Origin of the sequence: Hamadaea sp. NPDC050747, assembly GCF_040654195.1 — a bacterium.
GTDB lineage: Bacteria > Actinomycetota > Actinomycetes > Mycobacteriales > Micromonosporaceae > Hamadaea.
The window spans coordinates 242,812-262,239 of the sequence record NZ_JBFAHM010000005.1 but is presented as its reverse complement, the minus strand read 5'-3'; the positions used below and the strand labels follow the sequence as shown (position 1 = coordinate 262,239).

Annotated in this window: 19 protein-coding genes and 1 pseudogene; 11 read left to right on the top strand and 9 right to left on the bottom strand. The window is 67.0% G+C overall.

Features of this window, described 5'->3' with window-relative positions; genetic code table 11:
• Window positions 1-90 precede the first annotated feature (90 nt).
• Together istA and istB are read left to right on the top strand one after the other, a co-directional pair.
• Window positions 91-1,524 (top strand): annotated as a pseudogene (gene istA / locus AB0H43_RS13380) (IS21 family transposase); the annotation flags it as partial.
• 188 nt (window positions 1,525-1,712) lie between these two features.
• The gene (gene istB, locus AB0H43_RS13375) at window positions 1,713-2,489 is read left to right on the top strand and encodes an IS21-like element helper ATPase IstB (RefSeq protein WP_359999572.1); all 777 of its coding nucleotides are present in this window, start codon (window positions 1,713-1,715) and stop codon (window positions 2,487-2,489) included.
• Between the two features lie 566 nt (window positions 2,490-3,055).
• Here istB and AB0H43_RS13370 read toward each other — a convergent pair.
• The 5 genes from AB0H43_RS13370 to AB0H43_RS13350 all read right to left on the bottom strand — a co-directional run bounded on the left by AB0H43_RS13370 (window position 3,056) and on the right by AB0H43_RS13350 (window position 6,865).
• Window positions 3,056-3,658: a hypothetical protein gene (locus tag AB0H43_RS13370; RefSeq protein WP_359999571.1), complete on the bottom strand. Its 603-nt coding sequence runs from the start codon at window positions 3,656-3,658 to the stop codon at window positions 3,056-3,058.
• A gap of 26 nt (window positions 3,659-3,684) precedes the next feature.
• Window positions 3,685-4,947, bottom strand: coding sequence for a hypothetical protein (locus tag AB0H43_RS13365; RefSeq protein WP_359999570.1), 1,263 nt, complete (start codon window positions 4,945-4,947; stop codon window positions 3,685-3,687).
• On the bottom strand, window positions 4,944-5,666 hold the full coding sequence (locus AB0H43_RS13360; protein WP_359999569.1) for an ATP-binding cassette domain-containing protein: 723 nt from the start codon (window positions 5,664-5,666) through the stop codon (window positions 4,944-4,946). Before AB0H43_RS13360 ends, AB0H43_RS13365 begins: the two co-directional genes overlap by 4 nt.
• A gap of 122 nt (window positions 5,667-5,788) precedes the next feature.
• Window positions 5,789-6,295, bottom strand: coding sequence for a hypothetical protein (locus tag AB0H43_RS13355; protein ID WP_359999567.1), 507 nt, complete (start codon window positions 6,293-6,295; stop codon window positions 5,789-5,791).
• A 51-nt stretch (window positions 6,296-6,346) separates the two neighbouring features.
• Window positions 6,347-6,865 carry a hypothetical protein gene (locus AB0H43_RS13350; protein ID WP_359999566.1) on the bottom strand — a complete coding sequence of 173 codons (519 nt, stop codon included), beginning with the start codon at window positions 6,863-6,865 and terminating at the stop codon, window positions 6,347-6,349.
• Window positions 6,866-7,565: 700 nt separating this feature from the next.
• Here AB0H43_RS13350 and AB0H43_RS13345 point away from each other — a divergent pair.
• The 3 genes from AB0H43_RS13345 to AB0H43_RS13335 are packed head-to-tail and all read left to right on the top strand — an operon-like array spanning window position 7,566 to window position 9,069.
• Window positions 7,566-7,730 carry a hypothetical protein gene (locus AB0H43_RS13345; RefSeq protein ID WP_359999565.1) on the top strand — a complete coding sequence of 55 codons (165 nt, stop codon included), beginning with the start codon at window positions 7,566-7,568 and terminating at the stop codon, window positions 7,728-7,730.
• Window positions 7,730-8,932: a tetratricopeptide repeat protein gene (locus AB0H43_RS13340; protein WP_359999564.1), complete on the top strand. Its 1,203-nt coding sequence runs from the start codon at window positions 7,730-7,732 to the stop codon at window positions 8,930-8,932. The genes AB0H43_RS13345 and AB0H43_RS13340 overlap by 1 nt, the downstream gene beginning before the upstream one ends.
• Window positions 8,818-9,069 (top strand): tetratricopeptide repeat protein, encoded by a 252-nt coding sequence (locus AB0H43_RS13335; protein WP_359999873.1) that lies wholly within the window; start codon window positions 8,818-8,820, stop codon window positions 9,067-9,069. Before AB0H43_RS13340 ends, AB0H43_RS13335 begins: the two co-directional genes overlap by 115 nt.
• 52 nt (window positions 9,070-9,121) lie before the next feature.
• Here the strand turns inward: AB0H43_RS13335 and AB0H43_RS13330 are convergent, their stop codons facing one another.
• Window positions 9,122-9,376, bottom strand: coding sequence for a hypothetical protein (locus AB0H43_RS13330; RefSeq protein ID WP_359999563.1), 255 nt, complete (start codon window positions 9,374-9,376; stop codon window positions 9,122-9,124).
• Between the two features lie 258 nt (window positions 9,377-9,634).
• Between AB0H43_RS13330 and AB0H43_RS13325 the strand changes: the two genes are divergently transcribed.
• Window positions 9,635-10,852: a PQQ-binding-like beta-propeller repeat protein gene (locus tag AB0H43_RS13325; protein WP_359999562.1), complete on the top strand. Its 1,218-nt coding sequence runs from the start codon at window positions 9,635-9,637 to the stop codon at window positions 10,850-10,852.
• Window positions 10,853-11,256: 404 nt separating this feature from the next.
• On the opposite strand, the gene AB0H43_RS13320 is transcribed toward AB0H43_RS13325, so the two are convergent.
• Both AB0H43_RS13320 and AB0H43_RS13315 read right to left on the bottom strand, forming a co-directional pair.
• Window positions 11,257-11,661 (bottom strand): hypothetical protein, encoded by a 405-nt coding sequence (locus tag AB0H43_RS13320; RefSeq protein WP_359999561.1) that lies wholly within the window; start codon window positions 11,659-11,661, stop codon window positions 11,257-11,259.
• Window positions 11,658-12,854 (bottom strand): hypothetical protein, encoded by a 1,197-nt coding sequence (locus tag AB0H43_RS13315; RefSeq protein WP_359999560.1) that lies wholly within the window; start codon window positions 12,852-12,854, stop codon window positions 11,658-11,660. The genes AB0H43_RS13320 and AB0H43_RS13315 overlap by 4 nt, the downstream gene beginning before the upstream one ends.
• 100 nt (window positions 12,855-12,954) lie before the next feature.
• Here AB0H43_RS13315 and AB0H43_RS13310 point away from each other — a divergent pair, with 100 nt between their 5' ends.
• Window positions 12,955-13,140 carry a hypothetical protein gene (locus AB0H43_RS13310; protein WP_359999559.1) on the top strand — a complete coding sequence of 62 codons (186 nt, stop codon included), beginning with the start codon at window positions 12,955-12,957 and terminating at the stop codon, window positions 13,138-13,140.
• Between the two features lie 49 nt (window positions 13,141-13,189).
• Here the strand turns inward: AB0H43_RS13310 and AB0H43_RS13305 are convergent, their stop codons facing one another.
• Complete coding sequence (locus AB0H43_RS13305; RefSeq protein ID WP_359999558.1) at window positions 13,190-13,714, bottom strand: peptidase inhibitor family I36 protein; 525 nt, start codon at window positions 13,712-13,714, stop codon at window positions 13,190-13,192.
• 391 nt (window positions 13,715-14,105) lie between these two features.
• Between AB0H43_RS13305 and AB0H43_RS13300 the strand changes: the two genes are divergently transcribed.
• From AB0H43_RS13300 to AB0H43_RS13285, 4 genes are all read left to right on the top strand, one after another.
• Window positions 14,106-14,696 (top strand): sigma-70 family RNA polymerase sigma factor, encoded by a 591-nt coding sequence (locus AB0H43_RS13300; RefSeq protein WP_359999557.1) that lies wholly within the window; start codon window positions 14,106-14,108, stop codon window positions 14,694-14,696.
• The gene (locus AB0H43_RS13295) at window positions 14,693-15,844 is read left to right on the top strand and encodes a hypothetical protein (protein ID WP_359999556.1); all 1,152 of its coding nucleotides are present in this window, start codon (window positions 14,693-14,695) and stop codon (window positions 15,842-15,844) included. Before AB0H43_RS13300 ends, AB0H43_RS13295 begins: the two co-directional genes overlap by 4 nt.
• Before the next feature lie 944 nt (window positions 15,845-16,788).
• Complete coding sequence (locus tag AB0H43_RS13290; protein ID WP_359999554.1) at window positions 16,789-17,052, top strand: hypothetical protein; 264 nt, start codon at window positions 16,789-16,791, stop codon at window positions 17,050-17,052.
• Between the two features lie 65 nt (window positions 17,053-17,117).
• Window positions 17,118-17,987 carry a helix-turn-helix transcriptional regulator gene (locus tag AB0H43_RS13285; RefSeq protein WP_359999553.1) on the top strand — a complete coding sequence of 290 codons (870 nt, stop codon included), beginning with the start codon at window positions 17,118-17,120 and terminating at the stop codon, window positions 17,985-17,987.
• Window positions 17,988-19,428: the final 1,441 nt, after the last annotated feature.

Sequence of the window (19,428 nt, the reverse complement as noted above, 5' to 3'; positions counted from 1 at the left end):
TGGGGAGGCCGAGCGACCAGGTGGTTCTCGTGATCAGGATGATCCCTCTCGTCTGAAGGCGAGGGGCTGATGGCGAGGAGAACGTTCGACGTGGTCGATGTGACTGAGATTCTGATCCACTGGCATGCGGGCCGGTCGATCAACGAAGTGGCTGACAGCCTCGGCCTGGACCGTAAGACCGTCCGCAAGTACATCGATCCCGCCAGGCAGGCCGGGATGGTGCCGGGCGGTCCTGCGTTGGGGCAGGCGGAGTGGGCCCGGCTGGTGATGGGCTGGTTCCCGCACCTGGCCGACACCCGGTTGAATAAGGTGACCTGGCCGCAGATCGCGGTCCACCACGACTACATCAAGGCCCAGCTCGGGTGCGGGGTGACGCAGGCGACGATCCACCAGCGGCTGCGTGATGAGCACGGCCTGGCGGCCAGCTACGCGTCGCTGAAGCGGTACGTCGCGGCGAACATGCCCGCCGAGACCCGCCGTGACCAGGTCGTGGTCCTGCGCGGAGAGGTCGAGCCGGGCAGCGAGGCGCAGATCGACTACGGGCAGCTGGGCTGGTTCGTGGAACCGCGCACCGGGCAGCGGCGCAAACTGTGGGCGTTCGTGATGGTGCTGGCCTGTTCACGGCACATGTTCGTCCAGCCGACCCTGGTTATGGATCAGCAGGCGTGGACGGCCGCGCACGTCGAGGCGTTCGCGTTCTTCGGCGGCGTCCCGCGCCGCCTGGTCCCGGACAACCTGCGCACCGGCGTCGACCGCGTCGACCTCTACGACCCGAAGATCAACCGGTCGTATGCGGAACTGGCCGAGCATTACGGCACGCTGGTCGACCCCGCGCGCCGCGGCAAGCCCCGTGACAAGGCACGTGTCGAACGCCCGATGCCCTATGTCCGGGACTCGTTCTTCCGCGGCCGGCAGTTCACCTCCGTCGCCGAGGCCCAAGCCGCGGCCGTGGCGTGGTGTCGTGACGTCGCCGGGCGCCGGCCGAGCCGCGCACTGGAGGGCGCGTCGCCGTTGAGCGTGTTCGACGCCGTGGAGGCCGAAGCGCTGCGGCCGCTGCCGGCCCGGCCGTTCGTCCTGGCCTCGTGGTCGACGGCGACGGTCGGCCCGGACATCCACGTCAAGGTCGGCAAGACGATCTACTCGGTGCCGTGGCAATACCTGGGTCAGCGGGTGGATGCCCGCACCACCGACACGATGGTGCAGATCTTCGCAGCCGGGCAGCTGATCGCCACCCACGTGCGCAAACCCGGCGGCAAGCAGACTTTCGAGGGCCACTACCCGCCGGAGAAGATCGCGTTCCAGGTCAAGACCCCGAACTGGTGCCGCAGCAAGGCGGCCGAGGTCGGGCCGGGTTGTGTCGAGGTCATCGCCGGTCTGCTGGAGACCGGGGCGCTGTTCCGGCTGCGCGCAGCCCAGGGCGTGCTCGGCCTGGCAGACAAGTACACCCCGGCCAGGCTCGAGGCCGCCTGCGTCAAAGCAATCAAGGTCGGTGACCCGTCCTACCGCACCGTCAAAGGCATCCTCGCCGTCGGCGCCGAGACCGACCCCGTCGCACCCGCCGCAGGCGACGGCGGCGCCGGCGCGTTCCTGCACGGCCCTTCCCAGCTGTTCGCGAACGTCATCGCCCTGCCCACCGCGAACCCGACGCCCGCCACGGACCAGGCCACCCCGAGCGACGCCACCGGCCACCGCGACAGCATCAAGGACACCGCATGACCATCATCGACACCGCACTGCGCGACAGCCTGCGCGCCCTGAAACTGTCCGGCATGCTGCAGACCCTCGACGCCCGCCTCGTCCAGGCCCACGCCGGCGAACTCGGGCACCTGGAGTTCCTGCAGGTCCTCTGCCACGACGAGATCAGCCGACGCGAGACGACCTCCATCGCCCGCCGCCTGGCCAAAGCGAAGTTCGAACAACAGGCCACCCTCGAGGAGTTCGACTTCGCGGCCAGCCCGAAACTACCCGCCGCGCAGATCCGCGACCTGGCTGCGCTGCGCTGGCTGCAGACCGGGGAATCGGTCATCCTCTATGGGCCCGTCGGTGTCGGCAAGACCCACCTCGCCCAAGCCCTGGGCCACCTCGCCGTCCGCCGCGGCGCCGACGTCCGCTTCACCAAGACCAGCCGCACCCTGGCCGACCTCGCCGGCGGTCACGCCGACCGCACCTGGACCAAACGCCTGGGCGAACTCGCCCGGCCTGACCTGCTCATCCTCGACGACTTCGCGATGCGGGAACTCACCGCGCCCCAAGCCGATGACCTCTACGAACTCGTATCCGAACGCGCCCGCACCGCCAAGTCGATGATCATCACCTCGAACCGGGCACCCGTCGACTGGTATCCGCTCTTCCCGAACCCCGTCGTCGCAGAGTCCCTACTCGACCGGCTCATCAACACCAGCCACCAGGTCTTCATGAACGGACCCAGCTACCGCCCGAACAAGAAACCCGGCCACACCAACTCGACAACCACCAAGACCGACAAGTAGAACTACACCCGAGGATCACCCCGGCCAATAACTTGAGCCGCAGCGGGTCCAATTACGTGAGCGCCGACAATCACCCTCGTCCGGCAATAGGGCCGCTGATTCCCCCTGTCACCTGGTCATCGCAGAGGCTCGCCAGAGGAGAAGTTCTCTGGCGAGCCTCGGACAGGCTTCGGTGACGGCCCGGTAACGGTTTTCGTCATGCCAGCCGGCGGCACGGGCGGGACAATCCGCGAACCGAATTCCAGGCTCGCTCGCCCAGTGCGTGCCGAGCGGTCACTGTCACCGTGTCGTTCGATATGGCATGACTGTCTGCCTCGCTTTGGCGGACGTGCACGGGTTGTAACCACTCGGTCCCGGGACGACTCCAGCCCTACCTGGAAACGGCCCAGCTGAGGATCACTCCAGCGGTAGCCGGGACCGCGGGATCTATGCGAGTCCACAATGCCAGTGCGGCGGGGTAAACCGGCAAGGCCCATCGACGGCTACTTCAGCGCAAACGGGTCTGTCTCCAGCCACTCCGGTCAGACCCTGATCGCAGAATGCCTATGGTGATGTCTCGACGTGTCTCACCGAGCTCGTCGAGCCCTGCGCACTGCCCAGGCGCCGGGTCCGGCCGGGCGACGTACGGTGATGAGGGCGGTGGCGGCGGCGGCAAGAATGCCTGCGGCGACCAACTGGCCGGTCGAGGCTTGACTGTCCATGACTATCGCCCACCAGTAGTAGCGGGGCTCGTGCGGTGGATAGCCAAAAAGCATGCAGCTGATGCTGTAGACGATGCACGGCAGCCAGAGAAGGTCTGGGTAGCCGAGGCTGAGCGTGGCCAACGCGATCGCGTGATAGATCAGGACGTTGCGCACGACCGCAGCCGATGTCAGGTCAGCGCTGGTGGCCAGGCCCACGCTGGTCGCCGCGATCGCGGCCAGAACCCAGGCGGACGACCAGCAGGCCCGCATCGCCTTGACCACGGGTGGATCCGGCAACGGAATGCCGACGTTGTTGCGGCAGGCGATGGCCGACGCCCAGCCGCCGAACATCGGCAGCAGCAACAGAGCAGCGATAGGCACGGGGAAGGAGAATGCTCCGATTCGGCTGATGCTCGCCGGTCCCAGCAGAAGTGACAGCACGGCGATGAGGGCCAGGGTGGTGGCCGCGGTGGTGGCCGAGTGCACCGCGGCCCAGGAGCGAATCGGCGACATCAGCCGGTTCCGTCGAGGTCGCAGCGTGCGAAGTCGGCCATGATGTCCATGACCTCTGCAGGGCTCAGCGGCTGAACGTCGACTGGGAAGCCCGCGGATGTGTCGGCGTGCGCGATGCGCAGCCAGGTTGTCAGGACGGAGAAGAATCGGTTGTCGTACGCGGCGCTGGGCGGGGTCTCCTGGTGTAAGCCGTCGCATTGGGACGGCTGGATCAGCTGATAGGCGACTTCCTCGACGGCCAGCGTGTTCTGCTCGTACAGCTCCGTCGGCAACCAGATCGACCGGATTCCTTGGCCGGCGCCGACGTATGACCGGCTGTTCTCCACGACCTTCCGCGGAACGAGGGCATCGTATCCAGCCGCCTGCGCGGCGTCAGACAGCAGCCGCACCCGCTGATCCAGGATCGGAGCGAACCGCCGGTGCTCGTAGTACACGCACACCTGCGGTGCGTTCCCACGACAGGTTTGCGGCTCGACGCCGGCCACAGGCACCGTTCGTTTCGCCGGCAGCACCATGGGGCTTGCGATGATCAACCCGGCGGCCGCCAGCAGTGCCAGCGCGCCCGACGCGGACGGTGCTTTCCACCGACCGTGTAACCGGATACTCGCCAGCACGAACAGCATGGAGGTGAGCGTCAGGACGGCCGCCTGGCCGGCGAGGTAGGCGCTGTCATACCGCAGTCCAATCCGGGAAACCGTGGCAGCGCCCAGCGCCAATAGTTGGAACGAATTTCCCGTAGCAGCGTCACCGATCGCATAGCTGAGGATGAAGCCCAGTCCCGCGCCCAGCAGACCAGCCAGCGCTGGTGACACCGCCCTGCCAACGACAGAGCCAAGCGCGGCGTACCACGCGATGACTAGGCACTGCACCAGCGCACCGGCCGCCATCGCCAGCCAGCCAACGCTCGGCTTGTCTACCTGGCCGGCGAGTAATCCGACCGCGGTGACGGCGAGGTGGATCGCGGCCAGCGGTGCTGCATTCCACAAGACGGCGCGACCGAGCGGTCGCCACTGACCGTGAACGGCCGTCACCAGGTGGATGTTGCCCGGCCGGGTGAGCCGAGCAGCGTCGACCGCCGCCGCGCCGGCTGCCAGCGGCCCGATGATGTACAGGGAGACAGCGAACCATTCCACGGTCCACATACCTTCGCCTCGCCACGGCATGCCCCGCAGGAGGAACACCATGACTTCGATGCCCAGCGCGGGAATGATCAGCCACGGGCCGAGCAGCGTCCGGAAGGCGTAGATGACGTGCTGCTTCACAGGTCACCTCCGATCAAGGCGGCCATGGCCTGCTCAAGCCCGGACAGGGTGTCAGATGAACCGTCCGCCAGGTTCTCGAGCTCGGCGACGGTACCGTCGAATCGGGCCCGACCCTCGTGGAGGACGACAACACGATCGGCGGTTCCACGGACGTCCTCGACCAGATGCGTGGAAACCACGACGACGCGCGACGCGCCGACCGCTGTGATCGTCTTGCGCAGCTGCACACGCTGGTGTGGATCAAGCCCGACGGTGGGCTCATCGAGGAGCAGCAGGTGCGGATCGTGGACAAGGGCATGCGCAATGCCGAGTCGGCGGCGCATGCCACCGGAAAGCGTGCCGATCTTGTTTTGGCGGCGTGCGGTCAGGTTAGTTAGTTCCAGGGCGCGGGTCACAGCGTCGGCGCGGTCAGCCCGCGGAATCCGCTGTAGCCAGGCAACGTGGTGAAGGAACTGCTCGCAGGTGGCCGAGCTTGGCAGCAGGGGCTCCTGCGGCAGGTAGCCGACGCGGGGCGGCCCGTCGGGCACCTGTAATTCCAGAGTGCCGGCGGTCGGCCGGTCCACGGCGGCGGCGAGCCGGAAGAAGGAGGACTTCCCGGCGCCGTTGGGGCCGACCAGGCAGGCCACGCCGGAAGTGAAGTCCAGGGATAGTGGGCCCAGCGTAAACGAGGTCCCGTAGGTCTTTGTCACCTCGCGGCAGATCAGCCGGTTTGTCGTCATGTGCGTTTCTCCATGCGCGGCGGGTGTCGGACCCGAACGGGTCGGGTCCGACACCCCTTTTGCGACAACCGCCGACGGTGAGCACGCGCGTGCAGGCTCGGTCGGCTGGCGGTCAGGGATGGTTAGTAGCTCGACGGCCCGGCGTACGTCCACTCAGAGCACGGGTCGACGCGCACCGGCACGTCGATGCACACGTTGACGCGTGCGCGGGCTTGGGTCGACGAACCCGGGTCCGTTGACGTGTTCGCGTACACCCATTTCCAGGTGGACGGCTGGTTGAAATGGGAGGTTTCGCTGTCATCCCACCAGGACCATGTGCCGCACACCGAGGCGCAGTTGACCTCGGTGACCAGCGTCGAGTACACGGTGTGGTTGTCCGCGTTGGTGTACCAGACCCGTGAGTCGAGGTAGGAGGTCACACCGCCCGTCCCGCTAGCCAGGCGCCATTGCCCGTAGGCCTTGGCCGTGCTGCCGTAGCCGCTCGCGGTCAGCGGCGACGACGAGGATTTCCAGTAGTGGTATTCGCCGACGGCGTGGGCAGCCGTGGCGCTGAGGGCGGTGAGCCCGACTCCCGCAGCGGCCGCCATCAGCAGCCGTCTGATACGGCTGGATCGTGTTGACGTCGTCATGATGTTCCTTCGTGTCGGTCGGCGTGCCTGCACGCGACGTGTCCGGCTCGGTCAGCTGTAGGACGGCCCGGCGTACGCGGGGCCAGCACAGGGATCGACACGCAGCGGGACGTCCAGACACACCAGGATCCGTGCACGGTGCCGCGACGAGATTTCGTCGATAGCGGTGTTGGCGTACTTCCATGCCCAGGTGTTCGACACGTTGTAGTGCGGGGTTTCGGCGCCGTAGTCCGTGACGTAGGCGCCGCAACTGTAGGAGCCGTCGGTGTTTTTCTCGCAGTCGCCCTGGGTCGACAGATCGGCGTACACGGTGTGGTTGTCGGCGTTGGTGTACCAAAGCCGGGCGTCGAGGAACGACCGGGTGCCGCTCGATCCGTCGGCCAGCCGCCACTGGCCGTAGCCTTTGGCGGTGCTGCCGTATCCAGAGATGCTCAGCGGCGATGCCGAGGAGTTCCACTGGTAGTACTCGCCTTTGGCATGGGCCGCCACCGCGCCGCTGGCGGCGAGCAGGCCACCAGCCGCGAGTGCGCCGACACAAGCAAGAAATCGGCGCGGTAAAGTAGATGCCATCCTCATTCGTTCCCTTTCTCGAGTGGATGAGGGTGCGGCGTGAGGTGGTGATGACGCACCGCCTCACGCTCCTTTCAAAACCAAAGTTCCGCGGAGCTATTGAAGTAGGGCAAGCCACTGTGAGCTGCCCTTCCAGATCGATCGGCAGGGACAATAACAAGGTCCAGCCGCTTTTTGGGGCCCTAGCGGCGGGCCCGGACAGACCTCGATAAGATGTCGCTACCGAGCGTCACCGTCATGGCGAGAATGCGGCGGCAATCTCGATCTTCGTGGTCCTGACGTCCGATTCACTTCCGGGCGGTTATTCACTGACGGTGAACCGAAACGTGATCTGGATCACATCTTGCTGGATAGGCTGACCCTCTAGCGCGTACGAGACGGCGCTCGGGAGACGCGGCGCGGGCCGCTCTTGCCGAACAGGGCGATTGGACCGAGCGTCGATATGCGGTGGACTCGAATCAAGTACCGCGCCGGAGGCCGCCCGAGGCGGCCGAGTCGGTGGCACAACTGTGCGCGTACCTGCCGCTGGCCATCCGGGTGGCTGCTGCGATCCTGGCCTGCCACCCACTCCTCTGGACAGTTGCCGACCTGGCCGCCTCGCTGCGGACAGATCCGCTCGGCGCTCTCGAGGTCGACGGAGACAGAGCCGTGCACGCCGCCTTCGAGCTGTCCTATCGGCGGCTCGATCCCCAGACCCGCCATGTTCCAGCTCCTCGGTCTCATCAAGTGCATCGACATAGGCGCGCCTGCGGCCGCCGCACTCACCCGCGGTTCGCCCGCGCTCGTGGCACGACAGCTGGACCGGCTGGCCGAGGCGCATCTCGCCGAGGAGCACGCGCCCGGCGGTACACGATGCACGACCTGATGCGCGCGATAGCTCACGAACGGGCCGACGCCGAGATCCCACCGGACGAGTCGCGCACCGCCCAGCATCGACTCGCCGACTGGTACGCCGCTCGAACCGCAGCCGCCGCCACGGTCGCGTTCCAGGGAATCCAGCGGCTACCCGAACAGGCAGCCTGGGCGATGAAGTCCGACCAGCAGTACACCGATCAAGCCGAGGCGTTGAAGTGGTTGGACAGTGAACGAGCGAACCTGATGGCGACCGTCCTCGACTGCGCTGCCCATGGTCCACGGTCGCATGCGTGGCTGATCGCCGACGCGCTGCGTCCCTACCTCCAGTTACGGGTGGACGTGACCGCATGGAGGGCCATCCCGCAAGCCGGTCTGGACGCCGCCCGAGCGGAGGGGGACGCCATCGGTCAGGCGGCGGCGTACCTAAGTCTGGGCAGCTCCGGTCGCTGGCGCGCCACGTATGACGAGGCGCTGGCCCAGTTCGAGGCCGGAGCGCGGTTGGCCCGGAGGGTCGGCTGGCAAGGCGGCCTTGCCACGATCTACAACAACGCCTCAATTCTGCGGCTGGAGCAGCGCGACGCGTCCGCCGCAGCAGACCTTCTCCAGCAGGCCGTCCCGCGCGGTGGGCAACCTTGCCCTGGTCAGCAAAGACCTCGGCGGCTCCGAGAAGCGATCGAGCAGATCGAACGGGCATTGAGCCTGCCGCTGCCCTCGACCAGAACAGGCGTCCCGCTCAACAACCTGGCGAACCTGCATCGCCTGCTCGGCGACCTCGACACCGCCCAACGGTACGCCACCGAAGCGATGGCCGAGTACCGCCGTGCCGACAGCGCTCAGGGCGAGGCCATCGTGCACGACACGTTCGCACTGATCGCCCGGGACCGCGGCGCCCTGGACGCGGCGCTGGAACTGGCGCAGACCGCGTACGCACTGCTGCAGCCGACGCCGACCCCGCGGTTCGTGATCGACGTACTGAACACGATCGGAACTGTCCACACCGAGCAGAATCGGCCGGCCGAGGCCGTGGACTGGCACCAGCGGGCAATCGAGACCAACCACGGACTGGTGCGCTACCAGGACATCCAAGCCACCTCGGGCTGGCGACCGCGAACTGGCGGCTCGGCGACCACGAGACGGCCCAAACCCACGCTCGCCAAGCGCTCGAGCTCGCCCGCGACGCCGGATTCCGCCTGTGGGAGGGGGACGCGCTGATCTCCCTGGCCGAGATCAGCGCCGACCTCGGCGACCACACCACGGCTCAGGCACACGCGAGTCAGGCCTGGGCCATCCACCAGCAGACCGGAAGCTGCGCGGCCCGCCGACGGCTGGCGAGCTTCCTGACGCTGTGAGCAGGGCTGTCACCCAGATGGCAAGCCCTCTGGCTAGTACGGCAGTTACGGATCACGATCTGGGCTGCGCGTTCTCTATCATTGCTCGTCGCTTGTAGCGGCTGGTCTTTGCTTGGGCCTGGTGTCGTCGCCAGACCGACCAGACCAGGACGCTGCTGGGCCGAACAGGCTTCGCGAGGGCAGCGTTGATGAGGCGACGGATCTCGGGCGCGGCCAGTTCCACAGCGGTCCGGCCGGAGGGGGACGAGATTCGAGCTCCTGAGGCGTCGGCGGCAAGGGAGATGACGAGGATCGCAAAGGCGAGCATGGCCAGAACGATGAACCGGTGCTACTGGGTCCAACCGCGGCATTGGTACTGGTCCAGGCCAACCTGACCCGTAGCGATCTGGAAGTTCTCCTCGACAGCCCACCGGGTGCCGGCCACCCGGATCAGCGTGGACAGCGGCACCGGATGCGCGCTCCAGCACAGATAGAACGCCAGGCTCACTGGCCGCCGACGTCTCGCAATGGCCAGGTCAGTTTCGCCGACCGCTAGGGCAGGCCGACCCGTATATCCTCGGAGATTATGATCGATCTCGATGAGCCGGGCTCTTACACGCCAGGACGGCCGCCGTCGCCGTGGCGATGGCTACACAGTCTTCGCAGCACACGTACCGCCTGGCTAGCTGCGCTGGCGACAGTCACTGCGGCGGCGGTGCCCGGAACACCGACGCACGCCGAGCCGCTACCAGTGCTGCACCCGGTCGGGCGGATCACCACCGATTCGGCAACCTCCGTGGCCGGAGACCTGATCCTCGCACCGGCCGCGGAGGGCAACGCCATCGTCGCGTACGCGCTCGACGGGTCCGGTGAGAGATGGCGGCTAGGTTTCAACGACGTCGGCCAGGTTCGCACAGTGGTCAGCGCCGCAACCGTGACGCTGCTCGAGTACGGCGTCACCACGATCATCTCCGAAAAGGTCCTGAGGGTACAGGACACGGTGGCCGCGATCGATGTGCAAACTGGCAACACCGTCTGGCAGCGTCCGGAGCAGCCGATCGTCGGATCGTCGGTGCTCGCTATGGTGGTGCTGCGTGCATCCGACGGCTCGCTGGCCGGTTTCGACCTCCCGACCGGACGACAAGTATGGCACCGGAGTCTGACGCCTACCGCCTGGGTGATCCCGGTCGCCGACTCGCCACCGGACCGGGGGCTAATCGTGGCCCAACCGGATGGGACGCTCTTCAGCCTCGACATCGCCACCGGCGCCGCAGGCACCCCCTGGCGCCTGAGCACACAGTTACCGCAGGTCAGCTTCGCCTGGCGAGACGTCATCGCGCTGCAGCATCCGTCACCCGACGGCAGCGGTGGCTTCACCGTCTACCGGTGGGGCGAGGCACAGCCGTTGTGGCAGCGACAGTTCAGGGTCGAGTTCGGCCTGGAGCCCTGCGGTGATTCGCTCTGCCTGCACAGCACCGCCGACGAGCGCGTCGACCCGTACACCGGGACACCCACGGGGCCGAGACGCCCAGCCGCCGACGTCATCGCGGTCGGGAACTGGGAGCCGATCGGCATGTACGCTGGCCGCACCCTGGCACGGTTGGATCCGCGTTGGACGGTGGACGCAACCACCTGGCTCGGCGTGATCTCAGCCGACGACACGGTACGGCCGCTGATGCCGTTGGGCGGCCGGTACACCGCATGTGTGGTGACCGGGGAATGGTTGTACTGCGAGGGATCGGCGCAGATCGACTCCGCATCCATCCGATTGCACGAACTAGACACCCTCATCCTTGGCGGTTAAGACGACTACCCCGGCACCGTGCCTCCACCGAACAACCCACCGGCACTCAACGCAATGGCCTAACACTTGCATCTATCTATCTTAACAGCTCATTCTGCCGATGAAAGGCCGTCACGGCGGGCGCACGCTGTCCGCTTAGGACACGAGCATCCATCCAAGTAGTCCATGCGTCCTGCCACCTCCGAAACGCCGAGGCCGACTACGTGACAGATGCGCGGGGGGCGAATGAGAAGATACTTCCGATTTGGCTTGACCCCTGGCTCAACGCCCGGCTGGAGTCCGCTGGGGTTTGGTCATACACAGTCAGCGACCGCTATCCGGCTCCCGGGCCTGGCAGACCGTTAGACGCCCAGTCGCACATCTTTCTTTCGCGCCGGTTGCTGGGCCGTTACTGCGGCGTCTACTCAGACGCTTTCGACGAATAGGTCGTTGGCGCAGAACGCGCCGGGGTTGAAGTCGTCGGCCCAGCCGTAGGGCAGGACGGTCATCTTCAGCAGTTCGGGGGTTGCTTCGAGGTCTTCGGTGAGGAAGTCGGTGATCTCGACCAGCGTCAGCGTGGCTTCGCTGCCGCGCAGGTACACCGCGGCGGTTGGGGTGGCCAGGGCCAGGGGGTAACGGATCGACACCATCGCCTGGTAGGCGGTGTCGTCAGCGAGCAGGACCCATTCCTCGTCGCCGGGTTCCCAGGTGACCGCGTAGCCGGCTTCGGCCGCGGCTGTGTCGGCAGCCTTCTTGGCCCGGTCGCCGGACCAGCCCGCGTACGCGGCCGGGTCCTGGTACGGGGCCAGCGCATGGTCGAGGTTGATCACTCTGGGCTCCCCGGTGTGACGTGGATGGTTCCGTTCTTCTTACGGTAGACGTTGACGACGTTGGTGGGCTGGCCGGTGCTGCCGTGCACGCCGACGGGCTGGTCGTAGACGACCTTGGCTTTGTTGGGGTAGTCGCTGGGGTGGCCTGGGTTCTGCCCGTACCACAGGCCCTTCTGGTCGGCGTACTGGGCGGCGTCCATGCTGAGCTGGTCGACGTCGGTGCCTTCGTTGAAGTAGCTTTTGCCTTCGGGGGCTTCGCCGTAGGTGTGGCGTTTGTTGCCGGCGCTGTTGACCCGGTAGGTGCCGTCGGTGAGGTTGCCGTGCCGGTCGACCTGCGATGGCCGGGGTGTGAAGTCCGGGTCGTCGATCTTCGGCGGGCTTTTCGGCGTGGAGGTCGGCAGGTCGTCGCCGTGCTTGCCGGCGCCGGATCGGCCGAGCTTTTTCAGCAGGTCCTTGAGTTTTTCGAGGATGTCGCCGAGCTTCTTGACCATCGGGATGAGCTTGCGCAGGCTCGACAGCAGCGCCCGGATGAACTTTTGGATCTTGTTGACCCAGGTGGTGACCAGCGAGACGACCTGCCCGATGACCACGGGGGTCGCCAGGCCCAGGGTGAGGCCGGCTTCGGCGAGCCATTGCGGCAGCCGGGCGGCCAGGGTTCCGATGAACTGGGCGATCAGGTCGCGGACGATGCCGCGCACGAGTCCGACGATCAGCCCGGCGCCGATGACGGCGTAGTGGATGCCGTGCGCGGCTTTGCCGATGCCTTCCATGACGTTGAGCTGGTTGCCGGCGTGCTGGCGGTAGGCGTCGCCGGACGGGCCGATCCAGGACGCGGTCTCGGCCTTGATCGCGTCGGCGTAGTACTTCTGCGTGTCCAGGACGTGTTTGGCGACGTTCTCCCACGTCTGGGCATGGGCGGAGATCTCGTCGGGGTTGCCGGCCAGCCAGTCCAGGGCCTCTTTGAGCGGTTTGACGTGTTCCATCAGCCACGACACGCCCCAGGCGACCAGCGACCCCAGCGGGTCGATGACCATGCCGAGCACGTCGAGGGCGCCGCCGACGGTGCCGAGCGTGCCGTCGACCCAGCTGTCGTTCTTGATGCCGTTGGAGATCTGTGCGGCGTCCTCGATCAGGCCGAGGCCGGTGTACCAGGTGGTCGACGACTGTGTCTGCGCTACCAGTGGATTACCCACTCCGCGAACCTCCCCCGTCGCAGCGCCCCTCCCCCAGGTGGCACTCTTGCCCGACCCTAGGCAGACGAGTCAGCCATAGACAAGGCCCTACGGATGACCTGTGGACAACCCGATCGATCAACTGGGGGCGACCATTGGCTTTTCCGATGTGGATGCACGTTGGTCACCGAGCCCGTCGCAATGGATGATCGGCCCGACTGTGGTCTCCTGGGGTGCCGGTGCTGGTCGGCGCTTCGAGCGCCTGCGGCTGGCGGATCCGCGTTCGGCGCGTGCGGCCAGTGTCTGACGACGCCGGGTGGGCGGCGGTGGCCGCCGTCCACCCGGCGTTGACGGGGTCAGCAGTGGTAGTTGACGTGGTCAGCGCGGTACGGGTACGGGACAAGCCGGAGCCCGGGTGAGCTGGCGCTGATGGTGAACAGTTTCGTGTCGTGGCCGTGGGAGGTGTAGCCGGCGGCGTGGTCGAGGAAGTCCACGTAGCCGGACTTCTGGGTGTTGTAGTAGGCCGACACGACGCGGTCGTTCCAGTTCCACTGGGCCAGGTCCTGCCAGCCGCAGCTGGACAGGCGGCCGCGGGCCCCGTTGTAATCGGTGGCGTCGTAGAAGCAGAACCAGCCGGCCGGGCAGTCCGCGGCCAGGCTGAGCGAGGTGGTGCGGCCGAGGGTGACGATGAAGGCGCCGCCGCTGTAGGAGATGTCGGTGGCGTTGATCTGGGTGCCGCCGGGGTTCGCGGCCAGATAGGTGTTGATCTCGGCCTGGAGCTCTGTGATGCCGGACGCGGTGGCGGGCTGGACGGTGCCGGCGACGGTGGCGGCGAGGATCAGCACGACGGCGAGGATGCGCCGGGTGATGCGAGGGGTCATGGTGTGCCTCCGGATCGGATGGCGCCACGGTGGGCGCTGAAGACTGTGGTCCCGCGCGCGGTGCGAGGCTTGGCCGGAGCCTCACGATCGTCACCTCTGAGTGATGCTGTGATTGCGTAAGGCAACGAATTTGCCGATCGTAAGCCGGGTCATCCGAATGTCGGCGAACACTGACCGAAAATCTACATGAGTGAGTGTCATCATCCTGACCTCACGTTATATGACCAGGCAAGCGACCAACGTGGATGGTTACTCGCTCGTTCATGGTTTCTTGCTAATTCATGACGTCCGAGTGTCATCACAGCCGTATCGAGCCGCACTGAGGTAAGTGGAAGGACAGTCACATCTGGCAATGGCCGGGTTGCCGGGCTCACACGATGGAGTAGATCCCTTGCCCCTCAGCACGGACCGTGCCGATGACGACACCTGGCTACGGACACTCTCCGCGGCGCATCACGCCAAACTGGTGCGTTACATCTCCAACATGCTCTATCCGAACTTCCACGACCTGGCTCCGCTCGCCGTCAACGACGCCCTGCACCTGGCGGTGAAGCATCGCGGGGAGCTAGACGACGACCCTCTGCGGTGGCTCTACATCGTCGCCACGAACCAGGCCCGTACCCGCATGCGTCAGGAAAGGCGCTTCAGCGACCGACAGACTCCGCTGGACGTTCTCGACGACGAACCCGTCGTGGCCGAGCCGGGCGAGAAGATCCTGATCAACGACAGTTTTCAGGAACTCGTCAAGACGCTCAACCCTGTCGACCGGCAGCTGCTGTGGCTCACGGATGTGGACAAGCTGCCGCACGCCGAAGTGGCCGCGATCCTCGCCGAGATCTTCAAGGTGCCGTACTCGGCGAACCTGGTCACCCAGCGACGCGGCCGAGCCCTGGACAGGCTGGGCGCGGATCCGATGGTTCAAGAGCGGCATCGTCTGCAACGGCTGCGCCCCATCCCGCCACGGAAAGGAGACGACGCATGACGCGCACAGACCGCCGGCGTGCGCTGAGCCCTGACGACGTCGCCGCGCTCCTGCACGCGACCGTCGACGCCGAACAGCCTGCTCCGACACCACCGTCCCCAGAGCAGATCATGGCGATTCCGGTGGCACGTGCCCGGCGGCGCGACCGGCTGCCGCGGCCGGTGCCGATGGCACGTCTGCTGACCGACCGCGTCCGCAACCGCGTGACGGCGGTGGTGTCCGCAGCGGCCGGGCTGGTCGCGCTGGCCACGGCGGCGGTCGTGACGACCACCGCCAACACCGTCGCCACCCCGCCGACCGCGTCGCCGGTCGCGACGACCGCCTCACCGGCCCCCACCGCCAGGGCGCGCATGGCCGACACCCCAGCACCGCAACTGGTCAGTGTCTCCCAAGACGGGACAGCGTTGCTCCATGTCATCTCACAACGTGTCCGAGACCGCGCGGCGCCGCCGATCCTGCCGGTCACCTACGTCCGGGTGCGCGACTACTGGGCCGACGTCAGCGACGCCGACCCCACCCAGGCCCGCAGCCAAACCGCGTACGACCTGCGAGTGTGGTGGGCGCCGGACCGCAGCGCCCACACCCGCAGGGTCACCCTGCCCACACCGGTTGCCGGGGTATTCGACGAGCCGTATCTGCGCGAGCCCATCCCCGCCGGCCAGCCAGTGCGCGACTACCGCGACCGGCCCGGCAGCGGAGCTGGCAACGACGAGGGAATCCGGCTGCAGATCCCGCACCCTGCCGACACCCCCGGCCAACTCGCCGCACAACTGGCCGCGGCGCATCCGGGCACTACCGGCACCAAGGCCACCTTGCGGGCGGTCGCCGACCTGTATCGGCAGCATCACCTGAGCCCGCGTCAACGCGCCGCGGTCCTGTCGATCCTGGCCGACAGCGGTCTGCGCTACATGGGTGACGTCCACGACCGGGCCGGCCGGCCCGGCATCGCGTTCGGTGTCGACCTCGACAACGACGGCCCCAGCGCCACCCGATTCCTGATGGTCATCGACGAGGAAACCGGGACGCTGCTCAGCTACGAGGAAGACCTCCTCGCCCCGGCCACCACCGAGGGTGCGACCAGGACCGCGGTCGCCACCGCCCACTATGTCCTGTACCTGGAAAGCACCACCATGAGCCGGATCCCATGACGACCCGGCGACCGCACCGCTCCCGCAGGCAGACGCCGCCAACCCGCTCGCTGCAGACCACCTCCACGACGCAGCCGGCGCCACGCAAAGGTACGCCGGCGGGCCAGACGAACACACACTCGTGGGCCGCAGGCACAGTCAGCCAGGATGGGTGCGTCAGCACGGGCGGGTGGAACGTGCTTGCGATCACGGTCACTCAGGTCCGCCGCCGTTCACCCGGCCGGATGTCACGGCGGTCCTGCCGCGGCGGGAATCGGCATGGCGCAGAACGACACCTGCCGCCGCCGGAACGCCCACCGGTGAACAAGGCGTGACGGACCGCTCTGAGCACCGCCGCGGATCCGCATGCGGGACCACGGCGGTGCGTCGAGCCCGGCACCCGCGATCCACACGGTGGAAACGCGTCACGCCGACCGGCGATAAGCACCGGGTGTTGGAGCAGTTCACGGCCACATCCGCAGGTGACGCCGTGAACTGTGAGCTCGCCCGGGACCAAGCGGACGGTCTCGTTACTAGGGATCGCACACCGCCACACCGTAAGGAGCAGCAGGCGGCAGCACCGCTGAATGCGGTGCCACATGTCTACCGACACACCAGGCGGGACAGAAAGGGGTCAGCCGTTCAGGTCTGTGTGTTCCAGAACGGCGGCTCTGAACATACGAGCCGGCTCCGCCGTTCAGCCGTCCCATTCCGAGTCGGCAACTCCCGCGAATCAGGACATACCTGCGTTTTCATACCTGCTGGTGTTCGGTTCGCTGGAACAGGTAACTCCAGACAGCTTCGCACTACCGGCACAGGCATCAACGGAGTGAAGTGGTTTCGGCGAAGAGATCACCGCGTGGGTGCGTCCTGACAGGACCAAGTCCGACCACCCGCCGTGCGCGGTGCCCACGCTCCGCCAATGGATCGCACACCCACACACACAAGCGCGTTAGGAGACGCACGTGTCCCTCACCCCACCGGCAGGATCCGCTCTGCCCGCGCCGGACCGCTCACCGGCCATCCCCGGCGACATGGCCCTCGTCGCGCTGCTCACGGCGCTCTGCCTGCGCCCACGCCGGCGCCCCGCAGTCGTGACCGTCATCGTGGTGGTACTCGTCTTCGTCACCCTCCTGGTGTCAGCCGGAGTGCCGCCCTACGCCGCGGTCGCCGTCACGCTCACCGGCGGGCTGGCCGCGGTACGCATCCACCGGCGGGCCCAGAGCTGATCCACGCGACAAGACGGGCCCATCGGGTGGGCCCGTCCTCACGCACGGGGAAAGGGACCACGAGAATGGCAAGGAACAACGAACGCGCGCCAGCGGACCCGGCCGACGGGCCGGTCGCCGAATTCGGCTACGAGCTGCGGCAGCTGCGGCAGAAGAGCGGATACTCCTACGCCGAACTCGCCCGCCGCACCTACTACTCGCGGGCGGCGCTGCACGCCGCCGACCACGGTTACCAGCTGCCCACCGTCGAGGTGGTCAAGGCCTACGTCGGCGCCTGCGACAGTGAGGCAGACGTGAAGGCGTTCGTCGAGCACCGCGACCGGATCGCCGCCCGGCTCAAAGCCGCCGCGACCCCGCCCGAGGCAGTTCAGCCGGCCACACCCTGGTGGCACGGTCAGCCGCTGCCCGACCCGGCCACGTGCAGCACCAAACAGCTATACGTCGAAGGCCTGAAGATGCTGCGCGAACTGTCCGGGCTCAGCTACAGCCGCATCTACAAGATCACTGTGGAGCGCGGTTACCATCCCACGCTCCCGCAGAGCAGCTGGCATCGCGCCACCAACGGCGGAGACCCCAACAAACTGCCCCCGAAACCGAACGTGGCCAGCTTCCTCAAAGCCATCGACCTACCCGACGAACAGCAGAAGGCATGGCTCGACCAGTGGCTGGCGCTCTACCGCGGGTACGCACAGCTACCGACACCTCGGTGGGTGGCCCTGTCCACCGCAGGTCATACGATCGCCGGACGCACCACTCCCCCGCCGATGGAAACCATCCGCGACTGGCAGCTGACCGATCACGGTGAGTGGGTCGAGATCCGTCAGGAAGAAGCACCCGGGCTGAGCCTCCTGCGGCCGCCACGCCCCGTCATGACGACGGTGACATGGCTACTGATCTTCCTGATCCTGCTCGGCCTGGTGCTGGCGGCCGCGTAACGGCGCCAACCCTCGGACGCCCCCGGTCGATAAGGACATGGTGGGACCACCGTCGGCGGTGAGCCGTTCGCCGTCGGCGGTGAGACATCCCGTTCGGACAAGCGGCTAACCCTGGGTGACGCGACGTGTTTGACCTGGGGCCACCGCGGATGTGGCGCGCCCTGCAACCCGCCAGGCGCTTCGGGTCACCCGCACTGTTGTGGCCCTAGCCGAGCAAGATGGAAACCTGCTCTGCCTGGGAGATCAGGCCCCCGGCCAAACGCTCAGCTACTTCGCCAACCGGTATGCAGCCGAGTACCACGGCCAAGTCCAGACCCGCATCGGTGAGTAGCAACGCCCGAATGTAGTAGCGGGTGCCAGCGGGAGCGTCCGGCCACGGGTCGAGAAAGCAGCGAAACGTGGTCGTGGACGTCCGTTCGCATGTTCCGAACACTGTCCAGTTTGGCTCATTCGCGACGTGTCCGAGGAGTGCAAGACGGTACGTGGCCGCGGTCGCCTCGTCGACCTGAGTCACGATCGGGTTGCCGCGTTCGAACGGCTCCGCCGGTCGGACAAGCGATATCGAGTGACTCGCGGACGGAGCCACTGTGCTTTCGGGAGCCGGCGACCGGGTAGCCGACCTGCTCGGAGCTGCGTCCGGTGCCGCAGGCCGCTTAGGCCGCGTTGTCTTCAGACTTGACGGCGACGGCGACGGACTCGTAGCGGTCGGCGACGGCGAGCCGACAGCCACGTTCGCGTTCTGACCAGCGCCGGATACGCGTGCGTCCTGGTTCAGCGCGAAGATCGCGGAGAGCAGGCCCACCAGAGCCACACCGCCCACGCTCAGCGCGACCCTGAGGCGGATGCTGACACGAATCCAGCTCCTGCCTGCATCGCTCGAGCCGCGGCGCAACCTCGTCCTTCGCCGTTTCAACGTTCCTCCCCCGACCGATCAGCCCGCCAGGTATAACAACGCGTGACCAGCCCAGGAGTATCTGGCCTTCTTGTCGTACCGCGCAGCTACGGTGCCGGAGGCGTGACGCGCACAGCGAGCAACGCAGGCACATCACCGCACGGCTCGCCGCCGGCCACCACATCGTCCTAGTACACCAGCGGCACGGGACTGGAGCAGTCTGACCTGCTCTGATGCGAGAGCGTGAAGGCGTGAGACCGGCCCGAACCGCACAACAGCCATCGCGAGATCATCGTCCGTTGTGGACCGTTTGAATCATGTCGCGGGGCCGCTGGCCACAGCGCCTGCCGCCACCGGGGTGACGGCAGGCGCTCGAGGGTGTGCTGGAACAGGATCGGTAGTCGGCTCGCGCGCTTCAGAGCCTCGCCGCACGGTCCGCGAGCTGCCGCTGGGTCTGCTGGCACCGATCAGCCAACCCGCGCGCACAAAGAGAACGGCGCCAATCAATCCACGGCCTCGCGGCACAGGTTAAACCACAAGCTAGCCGGC

Excerpts from the sequence above, each read along its gene's own strand:
- AB0H43_RS13340 (WP_359999564.1), top strand. The coding sequence starts at position 7,730 with ATGCGCGCGATAGCTCACGAACGGGCCGACGCCGAGATCCCACCGGAC.
- AB0H43_RS13330 (WP_359999563.1), bottom strand. The coding sequence starts at position 9,376 with ATGCTCGCCTTTGCGATCCTCGTCATCTCCCTTGCCGCCGACGCCTCA.
- AB0H43_RS13345 (WP_359999565.1), top strand. The coding sequence starts at position 7,566 with ATGTTCCAGCTCCTCGGTCTCATCAAGTGCATCGACATAGGCGCGCCT.
- AB0H43_RS13350 (WP_359999566.1), bottom strand. The coding sequence starts at position 6,865 with ATGGCATCTACTTTACCGCGCCGATTTCTTGCTTGTGTCGGCGCACTC.
- AB0H43_RS13325 (WP_359999562.1), top strand. The coding sequence starts at position 9,635 with ATGATCGATCTCGATGAGCCGGGCTCTTACACGCCAGGACGGCCGCCG.
- AB0H43_RS13355 (WP_359999567.1), bottom strand. The coding sequence starts at position 6,295 with ATGACGACGTCAACACGATCCAGCCGTATCAGACGGCTGCTGATGGCG.
- AB0H43_RS13295 (WP_359999556.1), top strand. The coding sequence starts at position 14,693 with ATGACGCGCACAGACCGCCGGCGTGCGCTGAGCCCTGACGACGTCGCC.
- AB0H43_RS13285 (WP_359999553.1), top strand. The coding sequence starts at position 17,118 with ATGGCAAGGAACAACGAACGCGCGCCAGCGGACCCGGCCGACGGGCCG.
- AB0H43_RS13360 (WP_359999569.1), bottom strand. The coding sequence starts at position 5,666 with ATGACGACAAACCGGCTGATCTGCCGCGAGGTGACAAAGACCTACGGG.
- AB0H43_RS13305 (WP_359999558.1), bottom strand. The coding sequence starts at position 13,714 with ATGACCCCTCGCATCACCCGGCGCATCCTCGCCGTCGTGCTGATCCTC.
- istB (WP_359999572.1), top strand. The coding sequence starts at position 1,713 with ATGACCATCATCGACACCGCACTGCGCGACAGCCTGCGCGCCCTGAAA.